10 protein-coding genes and 1 pseudogene are annotated in these 16,597 nt (G+C 39.2%); 8 read left to right on the forward strand and 3 right to left on the reverse strand.

Annotated elements, in window-relative coordinates; translation table 11 throughout:
• Positions 1-67: 67 nt before the first annotated feature.
• Positions 68-577: pseudogene (locus tag L1999_RS01760) on the forward strand (aspartate/glutamate racemase family protein); the annotation flags it as partial.
• 212 nt (positions 578-789) lie between these two features.
• Here the strand turns inward: L1999_RS01760 and L1999_RS01765 are convergent.
• Complete coding sequence (locus L1999_RS01765; RefSeq protein WP_235741979.1) at positions 790-1,701, reverse strand: helix-turn-helix domain-containing protein; 912 nt, start codon at positions 1,699-1,701, stop codon at positions 790-792.
• A 257-nt stretch (positions 1,702-1,958) separates the two neighbouring features.
• Here L1999_RS01765 and L1999_RS01770 point away from each other — a divergent pair, with 257 nt between their 5' ends.
• Positions 1,959-4,082 (forward strand): glycoside hydrolase family 3 protein, encoded by a 2,124-nt coding sequence (locus L1999_RS01770; protein ID WP_235741980.1) that lies wholly within the window; start codon positions 1,959-1,961, stop codon positions 4,080-4,082.
• A gap of 128 nt (positions 4,083-4,210) precedes the next feature.
• On the opposite strand, the gene L1999_RS01775 is transcribed toward L1999_RS01770, so the two are convergent.
• Complete coding sequence (locus L1999_RS01775; protein WP_235741981.1) at positions 4,211-5,560, reverse strand: sigma-54 interaction domain-containing protein; 1,350 nt, start codon at positions 5,558-5,560, stop codon at positions 4,211-4,213.
• 386 nt (positions 5,561-5,946) lie between these two features.
• Here L1999_RS01775 and L1999_RS01780 point away from each other — a divergent pair, with 386 nt between their 5' ends.
• From L1999_RS01780 to L1999_RS01805, 6 genes are all read left to right on the forward strand, one after another.
• Positions 5,947-7,029, forward strand: coding sequence for an aromatic ring-hydroxylating oxygenase subunit alpha (locus L1999_RS01780; protein WP_235741982.1), 1,083 nt, complete (start codon positions 5,947-5,949; stop codon positions 7,027-7,029).
• On the forward strand, positions 7,026-8,474 hold the full coding sequence (locus L1999_RS01785) for an aldehyde dehydrogenase family protein (RefSeq protein ID WP_235741983.1): 1,449 nt from the start codon (positions 7,026-7,028) through the stop codon (positions 8,472-8,474). Before L1999_RS01780 ends, L1999_RS01785 begins: the two co-directional genes overlap by 4 nt.
• A complete protein-coding gene (locus L1999_RS01790; RefSeq protein ID WP_275677349.1) occupies positions 8,474-9,556 on the forward strand; it encodes a tartrate dehydrogenase in 1,083 nt (360 codons plus the stop codon). The genes L1999_RS01785 and L1999_RS01790 overlap by 1 nt, the downstream gene beginning before the upstream one ends.
• Positions 9,557-9,745: 189 nt before the next feature.
• Complete coding sequence (locus L1999_RS01795) at positions 9,746-9,937, forward strand: DUF3311 domain-containing protein (RefSeq protein ID WP_235741985.1); 192 nt, start codon at positions 9,746-9,748, stop codon at positions 9,935-9,937.
• Positions 9,930-11,408 carry a sodium:solute symporter family protein gene (locus L1999_RS01800; RefSeq protein WP_235741986.1) on the forward strand — a complete coding sequence of 493 codons (1,479 nt, stop codon included), beginning with the start codon at positions 9,930-9,932 and terminating at the stop codon, positions 11,406-11,408. Before L1999_RS01795 ends, L1999_RS01800 begins: the two co-directional genes overlap by 8 nt.
• A 98-nt stretch (positions 11,409-11,506) precedes the next feature.
• Entirely contained in the window at positions 11,507-13,276 is a 1,770-nt protein-coding gene (locus L1999_RS01805) for a CocE/NonD family hydrolase (RefSeq protein ID WP_235741987.1), read from the forward strand.
• A gap of 722 nt (positions 13,277-13,998) precedes the next feature.
• Here the strand turns inward: L1999_RS01805 and L1999_RS01810 are convergent.
• Positions 13,999-16,386, reverse strand: a complete 2,388-nt coding sequence (locus tag L1999_RS01810; RefSeq protein ID WP_235741988.1) for a M14 family zinc carboxypeptidase — start codon at positions 16,384-16,386, stop codon at positions 13,999-14,001.
• Positions 16,387-16,597: the final 211 nt, after the last annotated feature.

Below are 16,597 nucleotides of genomic sequence, written 5' to 3' on the forward strand. Positions count from 1 at the left end.
GACGGAGCGAGGATATCTCAATCAGAGGAAAAACTAGAATAATCAACCAGATCATAGTCCCTTACCCGAACTCATTAAATCTGCAGACCTTTTGCAACAAAGTGGCGCGGACTTCATTATTACGCCCTGCCATACAGCACATATTTGGTTTAATGAAGTAAAAAAGGCAATTTCTATCCCATTTTACAGCATGGTTGAGAATACTGTTCAAGCTTTGTCCCTCATGCATAAAAATCCGAAAAATCATAAAGTTTTACTTCTTGCAACGGAAACCACCATCCATTCTCAGCTTTACCAAAAGGCCTTCGAAAACACTTCCTTTAAAATAATTATTCCAAATTCTCAAGAACAGGGGATAGTTGATCACGCAATCAAAAATGTTAAAGACGGAATCATGGACAACCCATTTGTACCTAAACTAAATGAACTCATTAATGATTATCATCTAAAAGGAGTTTCGATGGTATTAGGATGCTGTACTGAAATCCCGCTTATGTTTCCCTATTTTCATACGGAAATGAACATGATTGACCCCACGCTGCTTTTAGCCAAAATGGCTATTAGAATAGCTATCTAAGCAGGGATTGAAACCAAGGTTGGTCAAAAGGATAGCATGATTGCAAATTCTAAAAAGCGAGAAGAAGTGATTCCTGGTGAAGCAGCATTACAGGATTTTTATGGACTTACGGAAGAATAGGCAAGACAAAAAATAGAGGACTTTCTTTGAGTTCTGAACTTAAAGAAGGCCTCTTTTATAATCTTTGCTACTATGCTGTATAAAATTTAGTGTTAATTTATATATTCTTTTTGCAAATTTTTTGGCGAAAGATTGTACTCTTTTTTAAAGAGCCTGTAAAAACTAGAATAATCAGGAAAACCGCATTTTATGGCAATCGTCTCAATAGAAAACTCATTTTGTTTAATCAAAGTGACAGAGTAGGACAGACGCTTTAATGATACATAACGGTAAAAGGGCAGGTTCATGTTTTTCTTGAAATAATGAGAAAAATAGTATTTATTCAAATGGAAATGATTCGAAACCTTTTCTAAACTTAAATCCGGCTCCGTTAAGTGCAGCTCTATGTATTCTAGAATAGATACAAATCTCTGGTCTACCTGATCTTTAATGCTCAGGTTTGCCAAACTGCCTTCAGGATTAAAAATTATTTGCAGTGCCTGAAACAATAGGTAATGCAGCGTAAAAGAGAAATTCTCTTCATCATTCTTAATTCTATTAATGATTTCATGAAATAAAGAAATCATTTCTTGGAAGTACTTTGAATGGAGGTGTAGCACATATGAACCGTGCGTCTTTTGATAAACGATGTTCTCTTTCAACGATGGTGAACTTGAGGAAAAGTCCTCCATAATATGTCTGCTGATGTGAAGAATGATGCGTTCATATTGAGTAATATCTTTAACATTAGCCTCATGAACAGCATAGGGAGGAATGGCCACCACATCTCCTCTCTTTAAAAAATAGTTCTTTCCCTCACAGAAGAACTCACATTCCCCGCTAAGAAAAACAAGGAACTCATAGACATCATGGCTGTGCAGGCGAAATAAAGTTTCTTCTAATTGGGAAAAGTTCACTGCTGATTCATTATATTTCTTAAGATGATCTTCGGAATGATATTTTTTGTTAAAGTAATAGATCTCAAAGTCTTTACCCATTACGGGAATAAAAACAGATTGCTTCATGACAACCTCCTTCATATAGCAACATTTACAATAATTCTAGCAATAAGTGCTATATATTTTAAGCTTTATATTGATATTCTATAACAGCAAGCGGTAACATTCATTTTTTAAAAGCAATTTTCTAAAATAAACTGCTGACTAAATAAATGGATATACCCAAAATTGAGCACCCTATCGTAGAAATAGTAAATTTAGCAAAAATCAAAAGATACAATTAGAGCAGCTTATTAGGGTGAACAAGATTAGGAGGCATTAAAGTGGAATCTAACCATAAACAACCAAATTTAGAGGTCAGAGTCAAGAATATCATTGAAGTTGATGGATTAAAATTTAAAGATTTGAATAATAGCGGCAAACTAGAACCATATAAGGACTGGCGCTTGAGCCCGAAAGAACGTGCGGAGAACCTAGTCTCATTGATGAATATCGATGAAAAGGTTGGGATGATGCTGATTAATACGCGTCAAATGGGTCTTACTCAAAAAGATAAGAGTAAGACAAGCCATGATGGCGTACTAGATGAAGGGATTGTTGAAAAGGGCGAAACCATTTTTGCTTTGGAAAAGGTTTATGGCACAACGCATACGATTGAAAACATGCATTTGCGCCACTTCATCCTTCGAGATAACTGGAGTCCAGCTCAAATGGCAGAGTGGGTCAATATGATGAATGAATTATGTGAGGGAACAAGACTTGGGATCCCTTGTTTAATCGCATCTAATTCAAGAAACGAAAATACAGAATTCATCTTTGGGATGAATGATGCAGCCGGAATTTTCTCAACTTGGCCTGGAACATTAGGACTTGCAGCAGCGGCTAAAGGGGATATCAAAGATGGCGGTGATGCCTCTCTTATCAGCCAATTTGCTGAAATCGCACATGATGAGTGGGATGCAGTCGGAATCAGAAAAGGTTATATGTATATGGCCGATACTGCGACAGATCCTAGATGGCAGCGGACATATGGTACATTTGGGGAAGATCCAGAATTTATTTCGGATGCAATCGGCCGGATCATTGACGGATTCCAAGGTGAGACTGTCGGAAAACATAGTATTGCGATGACCACCAAACACTTCCCTGGCGGTGGTGCAAGGGAAAATGGATTCGATCCGCATTATGCAGAAGGAAAGTGGAACTTATACCCAACCCCAGGCAGCTTAGAAAAATATCACCTGCCACCGTTCCAAGCAGCTGTAAACCATGGTACTTCATCGATTATGCCATATTATTCGATTCCAAGTATCAAGAAGAGTACAGTTCAAGAATTTGAAGGAGAAGACATTCCATTCGAAGAAGTGGGCTTTACCTTTAATCATTATTTTATTAATCATATCCTCAGAGAAAGACTCGGATTTAAAGGCTATGTAAATAGCGACAGCGGTGTGACAAGTAAAATGTGCTGGGGTGTTGAAGACAAGAGTGAAGCTGAGCGTTTTGCTAAGGCTGTCAACGCAGGTACAGACCTTGTAGCTGATACCAATGACATTACGAACCTTAAAAAGGCAATTGAAAATGGCTGGATTAGTGAAAAACGTATTAATGAGGCCAATGTTAGACTTCTTACCGAGATGTTTGCTTTAGGATTATTTGATGATCGGACTTATGTTTCACCAGAGAAGGCTACTTCAGTGGTAAAAAATCCAGCTAACTGGGAAGCAGCATATGAAGCTCATAAAAAATCAGTAACCGTTCTTAAAAATTCTAACCAGACACTGCCTTTAACAGCTGAAAAGCTTGGTGGTAAGAAGGTTTATGTAGAAGTGTTCCATAAGGAACCAGAGCGGGCAGCTGCATATACAGAAAAAGCAAGACAGGAATGTCAAGAGCTTGGTCAATTTACTTTGACAGATAATCATGAAGAAGCTGACATTGCTATTCTATTCTTAAGTCCAAAATCAGGTGCTTATTTCAATGCAACCCCAGGATTGTTAGAACTTGAAATCTGTGAAGATAAAACAGAAACAGCTTTGGATGGTTCTACCTATCAAGAAACCACATTAAGTGGAATGGACCATCTTAAGGAGGTGGCAGATAGTGTTCATGTCCGCGGTGGAAAAGTCATTATGAGTGTGAATGTCATTCTGCCTTGGATTCTTGGAAATGTTGAACCTTTAGCTGATGTACTAATCGCTGGTTATGATACCTACTATAAGGCACAATATGAGGTAATGGCAGGCAATTTCCGTCCAGTAGGTGTTTTACCGTTGACATTGCCAGCTAGTGATGCAGTTATTGCAGTTGATGAAAATGGTGACTGCGCGTCAAGAAACGACGTTCCTGGCTATGACAAGGACCAGTATATGACAGAAGGAATGACATATGCGTATCAAGATCGTGATGGTAATGTTTATAAACTTGGTCATGGATTAACCTATTAATATTCTCTAATACTTGAATAAAACAGGGCTGCCTTATCGGGCAGCCCTGTTTTTCTATAAATACTATAAAAACTTGGCTCAAATTTTGAGCAGCACCTCATTGACCTGTCAATATTATTGGCTTTCCTCTAACTATCACAGTATTGGCTAATCAATTTCACTGCCCTCGTTTGGCTAATATTTAAGTCATTTGCCACTTTTCTTGAGCTTTTATGTTTTTTATAGGACTGATTAACAAGTGTCTTCTTCACATGCTCGATTGCTTCATCAAGATTAGATGGGAGAAGATGCTGTGTTTGAGGCTTAATCTTACTTAAGATTAAATCAGGTAAATCACTTTTCTGTATGATTGAATCACTGGTGACCACCAATCTCTCCATAAGATTTTCAAGCTGGCGGATGTTTCCCGGCCAGGAATACCAATAAAATAAATCCAAGCATTGTTGAGAGATAATTTTATTCATTTCATATGTTTTATTAAATTTATATAAGAAATTATAGGTTAACGGAATAATATCCTCTCTCCGCTCCCGAAGCGGCGGCAGGTGGATATCGATAATGTTGAGTCGATAAAATAAATCTTCACGAAACTGATTTTTGCGTACCATTTCAACTAAATCCCGATTGGTTGCTGCGATAATCCTTACATCCACTTTCTTCATCTTATGGCCACCGATTGCAAGAAACTGCTTTTCTTGAATGACTTGTAGAAGTTTTGCCTGAAGCGATAAGGGCATTTCACCAATTTCATCAAGAAATAATGTGCCTTGATCTGCTATTTCAAGCAGGCCCTTTTTACCGTTCTTGCTTGCCCCAGTAAATGCCCCCTCTGTATATCCAAACAGTTCTGATTCGAGCAAGTCTTCTGGTAATGCAGCACAGTTTATTGTTAAAAAGGTTTTGCTGGCCCGTTTACTGATGTTATGGATGTAATGAGCTAATACTCCTTTTCCAGTACCTGATTCTCCTTGGATTAAGATAGTTGAATCAACCTTTGCAATTTTTTCGCATACCTTTAAAATGTTTTTCATCTTTTCACAATTTGTGATGGGAGTGGTGCTATTAAGGGTGTCAGAAGGTAGATTTTCTTCTTTCTCGGTTTGGATACTTTTATAGTTTTGCAGTTCCTGTGAGGTAGTCACCACAAATTCTATTTCATCTTTTTCATTTAAAATGGGAACTGCTGTCGTTAACAACTCTGCGCCTAAATAAGTGGTCATCTTAATAGTAACTGTCTTTTTCTCCTTGAACACTAATGGAACAATAGAGGGTTTCCAATATCCTTTTTCATAGAGTTCTGCGTTTTTTTTTCCTACCACATCTTCCGGCTTTAAACCGTAATGTCTTTCACATACGCCATTAACATAAATAACACGCTGCTCAGAATCCAGCACAAATATCTCATCTGAAGAAAAGTCGAGAATTTTTTTTAATGTCTCAACTGTGATTTCAAAAGGGCTTTGCGTTTCAGATACCATTTCATTCTCTCTCCTTGCAGAATGAGTTGTTTTCGGTTCGTGTGAGTTGAAATCAACTCATTTTTCCATCGAATTTCTAAAAACTTTTAAAACAAATGGATGTTTTTCTTACTTATTCAATGTTTATAGATATTGGCATGATACTTGCAATATATAAAAGTGAATGTCGCTAGACATGGATGAGGGAACTCACCTGAGTTAATTAAACAAGATATTCATAATCTTGTAAACGTTTAATTTTTACTATTATCACAGTGCATTTGGGGATTTCAAAGGTGAATCAAACATGACTCATCTTGTTAGTAAGGGGGCGAGACAACATTCAATAAGATGTTAATAAGTTACTAAACTGTTCAAAAACAGAGATTAAGAGGAGGAAAACCAGAATGGCATATAATGAGGTCCAAAATAAGACAAATCGAACTTTTGAAAGAACATTAACTTATGATTTATATACAGATCCAAAAGTGTATGAACAAGAAATGAAGGATGTATTCGCTAAATCTTGGCAAGTGGTTGGCCATGTAAGTCAGTTAGAAAAACCAGGGCAATTTTTTACGATCGACGTAGCGGGTGAGCCAATTATTGTTACCCGTGGTATGGACGAAGTCATTCGTGCGTTTTATAATGTTTGCCCTCACCGTGCAACAAAGCTTGAAAAAAATGAGGCTGGCCAAAAGAAAATTCTTCAATGCGGATATCACGGCTGGACATTCCATTTAAATGGTGCTTTAAACAAAGCCCCAAACTTTACTGGTGAAGATGCTCATTGTGTTGGGGACCGCTGTCTAAGACCGGTCAAAATGGAAATTCTGGAGTCTTTAATCTTTGTTAACCTTGATGATGATGCAAAATCTTTAACTGAAACATATGGTGATTTCTTTGAACGTTTAGGCAAGTTTCCATTCCTAGGCGAGTTAAAAAGAGTTAGTCAAAAAACTCGTGTCATTAAGGCAAACTGGAAAGCATTCATTGACAACTATTTGGAGTGTGATCACTGTCATGTTGCACATCCTAGCTTTGTTGCCACGCTAGATATGAAAAACTATCAAATTGTGACGTGTCAAAACTATTCTGTACAGGGTTCGGTTGTGAAGCCGGATAAAACAATGGGAACAACAGATTTGAATGAGGCAGAAATGCAGGGCGGAGAATTTTATTGGTTATGGCCTAACCTAATGGTAACGATTTATCCAGGTCCCGGAAATATGGCAACCATTCAAATGGTTCCGATTGACGAGGAAACTACCTTAGGGGTGTACACCTACTATTTTAGAGATGAAAATTTGACACAAGAAGAAAAAGACTTAGTTACGTTTGCTGAACAAGTAAGGCAGGAGGATGTTGAATTAGTAGAATTAGAGCAAATTGGATTCCGTTCCCGGGCCTTTAGCCAAGGAGTGTATTCCAAATCGGAAAAGGCAATTGTTCAATTTCATGAAATGGTATTGGAGGCGTTAGGCCGATGACAAATGTGAAGACTGTAGAAAAAAAGCATTTATTTATCAATGGCGAGGAAGTAAAGACCACGGTTTATGCGCCTCTTTATTCCCCATATTCTGGAGAAGTTATTGCTGAAATTTCCATGGCAGATGAGCAGTTAACGAAAGAAGCAATTAAATCTGCTCAGAAGGCATTTCAAGTAATTTCAAAAATGCCAGCATTTGAACGGTCTGCGATTTTAGAAAAAGTGGTAGAATTATTGAAAGAAAGAGCAGACGAAGCGGCAAAAGTGATAGCAATGGAATCAGCAAAGCCGATTTCTTTTGCTAAAGGCGAAGTTGCAAGAACGATTGAAACCTATAAATTTGCAGCAGAGGAAGCAAAAAGAATCCATGGTGAAACGATACCCTTTGATGCGGCGCCAGGCGGAGTGGGGAGAATCGGTTATACCGTTCGCAAGCCCATTGGCGTTATTGGGGCAATTACCCCGTTTAACTTTCCAATGAATCTAGTTGCCCACAAAGTAGGACCAGCGATTGCATCTGGGAATTCAATCGTATTAAAACCGGCATTACAAACACCTCTTTCCGCTTTATATATTGCTGATCTTTTTAAAGAAGCTGGATTACCTGATGGAATATTGAATGTGGTAACTGGCCCGGGTTCTGTTGTGGGGGAGGCAATAATAAAAGATGATCGAGTGCAAATGATTACCTTTACGGGAAGTCCCGCGGTTGGAATCGGGATCCGCAATAAAGCCGGTTTAAAGAAAACCACTTTAGAGCTGGGGTCAAACGCAGCGGTTATTTTAGATAAAGATACAAATATCGATGAAGTCATTGACCGTTGTATTATTGGTGCATTTTCAAACCAAGGGCAGGTTTGCATTTCCTTACAACGTGTTTATGCCCATGAAGAGGTATATGATCAATATGTTGAGAAGTTAGTAGAAGCGGCCAAGAAATTAAAAATCGGAGATCCATTAGATCCGGAAACTTTCATTTCCTCGTTAATTTCAAAGAAAGAAACGGAACGTGCAGTAAGCTGGATTGAAGAAGCAAAACAAAACGGGGCAGTGGTTTTGGCTGGTGGGAAACTAACCGATGGAATCTTAGAGCCGACGGTAATTGTGAATGTCGATCCGCTCCTAAAAGTATCCTGCCAGGAGGTATTTGCTCCAGTTGTGATTGTTAATAAAGTAAAATCAGTTGAAGAAGCAATTGGATACGTAAACAATTCAAGATACGGTCTGCAGGCCGGTATTTATACAAAAAATATTGATCATGCTCTATTAGCAAGTGAGATGCTCGAAGTAGGGGCTGTTATTATCAACGATATTCCAACTTTCCGAGTGGACCAAATGCCATATGGCGGTGTAAAAGAAAGTGGTACAGGTCGTGAAGGGATTAAATATGCAGTTGAGGAAATGACAGAATTAAAATTAGTTGTCTGGACCAAAGGAGAAAAGTGATGAGTTCCTATAAAATTGCTGTAATTCCTGGAGATGGGATTGGACCTGAAGTTCTACAGGAAGGCGTTAAAGTATTAAATAAAATTGCCGAATTGGATTCTTCGCTTCAATTCGAATACACCTATTTCCCGTGGGGCTGTGAGTACTACACGAAGCATGGTGTAATGATGGATCCAGACGGTATGGAAAAACTAAAAAACTTTGATGCGATTTTTCTAGGTGCTGTTGGTTATCCGGGTGTACCGGATCATATCTCATTATGGGATTTACTATTAAAAATAAGAAAAGGCTTTGATCAGTATATTAATATCCGTCCAATAAAGTTAATTAAAGGTGCCGTATGTCCGTTGAAGGGTGTCAATGCTGATGATGTGGACATGCTGTTTATCCGGGAAAATAGTGAAGGTGAATATGCAGGGGCAGGGGATTGGTTATTTAAAGGCTCAGATAACGAAGTGGTATTGCAAACTGGGGTGTTTTCCCGTAAAGGTACAGAACGCGTTATCCGCTATGCGTTTGAAACGGCAAGGCGAGAAAGAAAATCGTTAACAAGTATTAGTAAGGGGAACGCCTTAAATTATTCAATGGTTTTTTGGGATCAGGTTTTTGAAGAGGTAAGCAAGGAGTATCCAGATGTAAAAATAGCATCCTATCTAGTGGACGCAGCGGCAATGCTTATGATTACCGATCCCAAGCGATTTGAAGTCGTAGTAACCTCTAATTTATTTGGAGATATTTTAACCGATTTAGGTGCAGCTTTGGCCGGGGGAATTGGGCTTGCTGCTGGGGCAAATATTAATCCGGAAAAATTATATCCTTCGATGTTTGAACCGATTCATGGATCTGCTCCCGATATTGCCGGAAAAGGTCTTGCCAATCCTTTAGCAACGATTTGGTCGGCCAGCCAGCTGCTCGACTTTCTAGGATACGATAAATACGGAAAATTAGTTCTCGACTCAATTGAGGAACTGCTTGTCGAGGCTAAGGTGTTAACACCAGATATGAAAGGAACAGCATCAACATCGGAAGTTGGAGACCGTGTGATTGAGATTATCCATTCACTTGTTTCATTAAAAGCCTAGTTAATAATAGGGCTTGATTATTCGTTAGAGCCTAGTGTTATCCCCTTCTTACTTCTCTTTGAGTGAGAAGGGGAAATCTCGAACTAATTATCTGAAAATAAAGTGAATTATTTCTCGGGATAAATGAAAACGCCTACAATTAGTGGGCTGAAACTCTTTTAAAATTTACATTAGAAGGGATTTTTGCTAATGAAGAAGTGGATTGCATTGCTTACCATCTTGCCAGCAATTGGGTCATTAACGGTTGTTAATAAAGTTGAACCTTATATTTTAGGGTTACCGTTTATTGTATTTTGGTCTACGTTATGGCTAATCCTGACATCGGTCTGTCTATTGGTATGTAACGTCATTTATGATCGAAAGGAGCAAAATAATGAATAGCTCCATTTTTATCATAGGTTTAACGCTGGCCTTCGCTATTTACCTAGGGATAAGAGCACGAAAAGGGCGGGAGATGAAGCTCGAACAGTGGGCGGTTGCTGAGAGAAACTTTGGTTCACTAATTATGTTTGTGTTAATGGCTGGAGAAATGTTTTCCACATTCGTTTTCTTAGGTGCAAGCGGTGGAGCCTACCGGATGGGCGGGCCTACGATTTATGTATTTTGTGCCCTTACCTATGTGATTCCTTTTTGGATCCTGCCTCCAATTTGGCGCTATGCTAAAAAAAACAATCTCATTACCCAATCAGATTTTTTTGCCCAAAAATATCAAAGTAAGAATTTAGGGTTACTTGTAGCAATAATCGGTGTTATTTCGATGGTCCCATATATTGTTTTACAGCTGAAAGGATTTCAGATTATTGTTTCTGAAGCATCGTACGGAGCAATCCCTCCGAAAATAGCGGTTTGGATTGGCTTAATTGCAGTAACGATTTTCGTCTATATCTCTGGAATCCATGGTTCTGCTTGGACAGCGGTTTTAAAAGATATTCTTATGCTTACTGTTATTCTGTTTTTGGGATTCTATTTGCCATATCATTACTATGGTGGAATCCATCCAATGTTTGAGACTTTAGAGAGAGTCAAGCCGGGATTCCTTTTAATGCCTGATAAAGGGTTAAGTATTTCTTGGTATGTTTCTATCTGTATGACGATTGCATTGGGTCAGTATATGTGGCCGCACTGCTTTGGCGCAAGCTTATCTTCGAAGAGTGAAACTGCCTTAAGAAAAAACACTGCGATATTACCTTTATATCAAATCGTTCTTGTATTTATCCTATTTATTGGTTTTACAGCAGTACTGCAAATTCCAAATTTGGAAGGGACAGCCTCAGATCTTGCATTGTTTAAAATTGCTAAAGAATCACTGCCCCCATGGTTTATTGGCGTGATTGGAGCAGCAGGATTACTTGCAGCTCTCATTCCTTGTTCGTTGTTGATTCTAACTGCATCAACAATTCTTTCAAAAAACATATTTAAACATTTTAAGCCGAACACATCTGATCAGAAGCTGGCAAAATTAACGCGCATCTTTGTTCCGCTTCTTGCATTAATTTCCTTGTTCTTTACATTTTATGGAGGGAATACAATGATCGCCCTGCTGACTATGGCTTATAGCTTTGTTCTACAACTCTTCCCGCCGCTTGCTTTCAGTTTAATGAAGAAGAATCCAGTTAGTAAAATTGGGGCTTCTATTGGGATGATTGTTGGAGTGGCAATTGTTGCATATCAAACCCTAGAAGGTACAACCATGGCCACGATGTTTCCAAGTGCACCGCATTTCATTCAGGATTTAGACATTGGTGTAGTAGCTATTACGGTCAATACAGTTGTTATGCTTGCCTTTAGCTTATTTACAAAGAAGGTTTCTATTATCCAAGAAGAGCCAATCGGCCAAGCTAGTAATCTATAAAAACACAGCCGCTATCCCATGAAGTTTTCAGGCTTCATGGGATAGTATTTTGAAATAAATTTCATATTTAAAAAAAATATAGAAATTAGGGTGTTCATATGAATCAGTTTCAGATTCTTGTTGAAAAAAATGTACCATGTAAGATGAGAGATGGTGTTGTCCTTTATGCAGATATTTATCGTCAAAATAGGGAAGGAACCTTTCCTGTTCTATTGACCCGGCTTCCGTACAGTAAGGATTTGCCGCATTATTCGCATCGGTATCTTGACACAAACCGCCTTGTTGAAAATGGATTTGTGGTGATTATTCAAGACGTGAGAGGACGCTTTCAGTCGGGAGGGGAATTTCAATCGTTTAGACAGGAAGGAAATGATGGTTATGATACGGTGGAATGGGCTGCATCACTGCCGTATTCGACAGGGAAAGTTGGGATGTTTGGTATGTCTTATTATGGATATACCCAGCTGATGGCTGCATCGAAAAAGCCTCCGCACTTAGCTGCCATATTTCCGGCGATGACATTGAATGACCAAAGAAACGGTGCTTTATACCGAAACGGTGTTTATCAGCTTGGATTTTCAGAAACCTGGACACTCGAATCTATTGCCCCTGATTTATTGAAACGGAAATATAAAAATCCAGAGGAAAGAATAGAGGCATTAAAAAATCTTGGGGGTTATCTCGATGGGTTGGCAGAACTTTACCATTTTTCTCCGATTAATCAGTGGCCGCCTTTAAGGGAACTTGGTGTTGCTGATTACTTTTTTGAGGAATTACACCATTCAATTGAAGATGATGAGTACTGGAAGGAATCAAGTATTGCAGATAAGTATGAAGATTTGCAGGTTCCAGCTTTCCACTTAGGGGGCTGGTATGATTGTTTTATTGGCCCAACGTTAACCAATTACGTGGAAATGGCTAAAACTGGGCAGCATCAAAAATTGATTGTCGGGCCATGGGGACATGGATATTTTTCATCTGTACAAGGAGAGTGCTCCTTTGGTATCCAAGCTTCCGGGGACTCGATCAATTTAGAAGAGAACATTACGGATCTCCACATTAACTGGTTTAATCACTGGTTATTAGGGATAGAAAACAAAGTCATAACGGAGGCACCCGTTAAAATTTTTGTTATGGGAATTAATCGATGGCGGGATGAAATGGCATGGCCGCTTGAACGAACACAATATACTAATTTATATTTGCATAGCAAGGGCCATGCCAATACGAAACAGGGAGATGGTCATCTGTCAGTAATAAAGCCTGAAGATGAGCACGTGGATACTTTTACATATGATCCAAAAGATCCTGTGCCGACGAAAGGAGGGGGGACATTATTTGCTGGTCCGCTGACAATGGGGCCATTTGACCAAGGTGAGATTGAAGAACGAGAGGATGTACTTGTTTATTCGACTGAACCATTAACCAAAGCCGCAGAAGTGACAGGGCCAGTGAAGGTGAAGTTATGGGCTGCAACAGATGCTAAGGATACAGATTTCACAGCAAAGCTCATCGATACCGCTCCCGATGGCAAAGCTATAAATTTAGCTGAAGGGATCGTCAATGCAAAGTACCGGAACGGATACTATCCTGAACAGGAATTAACCGGAGAAGTGGCTGAATATGAAATTGACCTTTGGGCAACTAGTAATGTGTTCCTTCCGGGCCATCGAATCACACTAGAAATTTCCTCAAGCAGCTTTCCGCAATACCTTCCTAATCCCAATACCGGAAGCTCCTTGATTGAGAGCGATCGAACAATAAAAGCAAAGCAAACCATTTATCACAACAAACAGTATCCTTCACACATTATTCTGCCAATTATTCCAGTGACAGAACACAAGGATAGTACTGATAGGATTGGCTGAAAAGGTGAAATAGGCCTGGTTCATATTTTGAACCAGGCCTTCAGCCTATTCTTATTTTTCAAAAATAGAATTGGATAGTAGTCGGAACAAGTAATCGGTATGATCACGGAAGCCCGCTTCTAATCCGATTAGGGTTACGTCTTTAGCTTGCTCTTTAACAATGACAGCCTGACCTTTGGCGGCAGAATTACCTGCCCAGTTTCCTGCATAGTAGCAATCAAAAAGTGCTTGGGTAATCCAGGCGTTTTTTGTGTGTCTTCTATAACAACATCAATACTTAATAAATTTTTTTATAATTGGATTACAAATGCAACAAAGTTAACTGATACTCATATGATATAAAATAAATTTCTTTGAAAGAGGTGTGAAGATTGACTCATCATATTACAACTGGTCCACATCCGGGACAACATGGGGGGTGTATGGCTCAATATAACCACTCCACTCTTAGCCATAATCCCCATCACCACAGTTCCCAGCCTAATCACTTAAACCCTTATATACAGCAACCTATTTCAAGTCAGGGGATCTATCCGGCTACTTCCTGGAGACCGACAGGACCTTCATTTCCTTTTTGGTATTAAATCGTAAAGAGTGTGTTGGACAAGCCTTTTTACAATCATCTACGTAAAACTGAATTTTGCTTATAGGGCAGGCTTTGCATTTTAGAGAAACTGTTAAAAAGCCTGGTTCATATTTTGAACCAAGCCTTCAGCCTATTCTTATTTTTCAAAAATAGCATTGGATAATAATCGGAACAAGTAATCAGTATGATCACGGAAGCCTGCTTCTAATCCGATTAGGGTTACGTCTTTAGCTTGCTCTTTAACAATGACAGCCTGACCTTTGGCGGCAGAATTACCTGCCCAGTGTCCTGCTAGGAAGAGATCATCAGAGTTTGCGAGGGTTGCGACAACCTTATCATTGTCAGTCCCTGTGTACCAAACTGGACGATAAACGAAGCCAAGGTCATCCTGATTATAACCTGCAGTGAGACCACTTCCTTCATAATTGACCTTTACAATCCCATTGCTGTTAGAACCACCGGTATTAATGGTATCATCCGTAAGTCCAAGTGTTTTGGTTGCTTTAGACGCACCGGCCCCTACAGCCACGTATTTTCCACCATTGCTTACAAATGTAGTAAGATTAGTCTTAAACGAATCAAGCTGAGCAGTATTTTCGAAACCAAATTCTTTATTTGCAGCTGATAAGTTTGTAGAAATTAGACTTTCTGTACCGCTGTAAACAAATACATCAAATCCGTTAAGACCCTGCTCTGCCGCTTCTACTGGTGTTACTTCAGTCACATCAAAGCCAAGACGCTTAAGGGCAAGCTTTGTTCCACTATGAGATTGTTGTTTACCCATCCCGCCATCTTTAAGAATGGCTACCTTTAAGCTGGATAAAGTAACGGCATCCGCAGGAATCTTATCTGTGGATTCAACTTTCAGCCCGGCTGTTTTTACAGCTGCAGAAATGTTATTAGCCGCTGCGTCTGTATAGAAGTTACCCTTTGTGTCACGCTTTACAGCTGCCCCTTGCTGTAATAATGTATTAACGAGATTAATGGCTTTCACCGAGCTGTTTGGTAATAAGAATGGCCCCTTACCAATAACAGAACCTTGCTCCGTAACCTGATTCACTTTTGTTGATGTAACGTCAACCGAAGTTTGTGTCGGCACTGCTTCGAAACCCCAAAGTTCTGGCAGACTCCATGCTGAAATATCATACATAGCTGGTGTATCATTTGTAATGTCTTCGCCATCCCACAGCATCGTGTTAGCTAATCCTGCCTTAGCCTGATCCATTTTTACAATATAGGTTCCTTTAGGATAGGTTTTTCCATCCGCAGTAAAATCTTTTGATGCCTGTACTACTTCAATATCATTTTTCAGTAAATGATTAACGGCTTTATCTGTTACAGTTGGGTCCTTTTCATCAACAGGAAGGATATAAGCTTTCGGGAAGAAGCCGTCCTGATGGAAAGGATGGTCAAAGTTAATGCCGCGTTTAAACATTTCAATTTGATCAGCAATCATTGCTTGTTTATTTTCAGTAGCAAATTTCAGTGCACCCATGATGGCATCATACTGCCAGCGGACCCCATCCCAATCATTGGTCGGCGCTTCTAGTGTATGACCATAGGCCCCGTGGTACATTGCATACATAGGGGTGAAAATCGGCGGATAGTCATCCCAACCGGCGGAGTCATTACGCTGTGGAATATAGACACCTTCCATGCTCTTATAAAGATTGCCTTTAAAGTTAGGATTATCTTTCATGATATTTGCTTCCATTGCTTCAGCCTGTTTATAAGCCCATTTATTATATAAATCGTACTCATAGTTTGGATTATGCGGTGGTGTACATGGTTCAATTAAACCTTGTCGGTTTGGTGCGTAATTTTTTACATATCCATGTGTATCAAGGAATACCATCGGATTCCATTCTTTAATAAGCGCAACTGTTTCCTGTGTTTCCGGCTGAGATTGGGTGATGAAATCACGGTTTAAGTCGATTCCTTCCCCGTTGAAACGGGTAGCATTGACACGGCCGTCAGGGTTTTGGACCACATTAAAAATAAGAATGTTGTTTGCTAAGATATTTTTGGTCTCTTGGTCATTCTGAGTAGCGAATCGTTCGATTAATTGAAGGACCGCGTCACTTCCTACAAACTCTGTTCCATGGATAGAGCCGTTAATCATAATGGGCACTTTAAAATCCGGGTTAGCGGATATCCAATCCTGCGCCTTACCTGGATTTTTAAACATTTGTTTTCGTAAAGATTGTATTTTTCCAAACTTTCCTTGTGTGGTTGGATCAGCAATGGTTACAACATAAAGAGGGTTTCCATCTGCTGATGTTCCGCGGACTTCTACTTTCACACGGTTTGATTGTTTCTCAATAGTACTTAGCTTTGTGCCGATTTGCGAGAACTTTACAAAACCATAGTTTTCACTATTAAACTTGCTGGCTTCTTGTTCCTCGTATGTATTCACGTTTGTCCATTTTTGCCCCTCAGCAAAACCAGTTGTCCAAGGAATAGTAGAGACTAGACCCACAACCAACAAGCCGGCAGCCACTTTTCTCTGTTTGTTTTTCTTCACACTTACTTACCTCCTATTTGTGTATATTTATTATTTTTTGTGTATTTTACATACATTGTTATTCTATTATTTTATCAAGTAAAATAACAACCTACCTTTTTCCTAAATTTAGGAATAATTGAAAATTAAGGCAGGTAATTAGTAGGGAAAATTAATCTAATGATTCCCAAATAAATTGATACTTCTAAACTCTCTAATTGGGTATAACACA

It is taken from the genome of Neobacillus drentensis (assembly GCF_021560175.1).
GTDB lineage: Bacteria > Bacillota > Bacilli > Bacillales > Cytobacillaceae > Neobacillus > Neobacillus drentensis_A.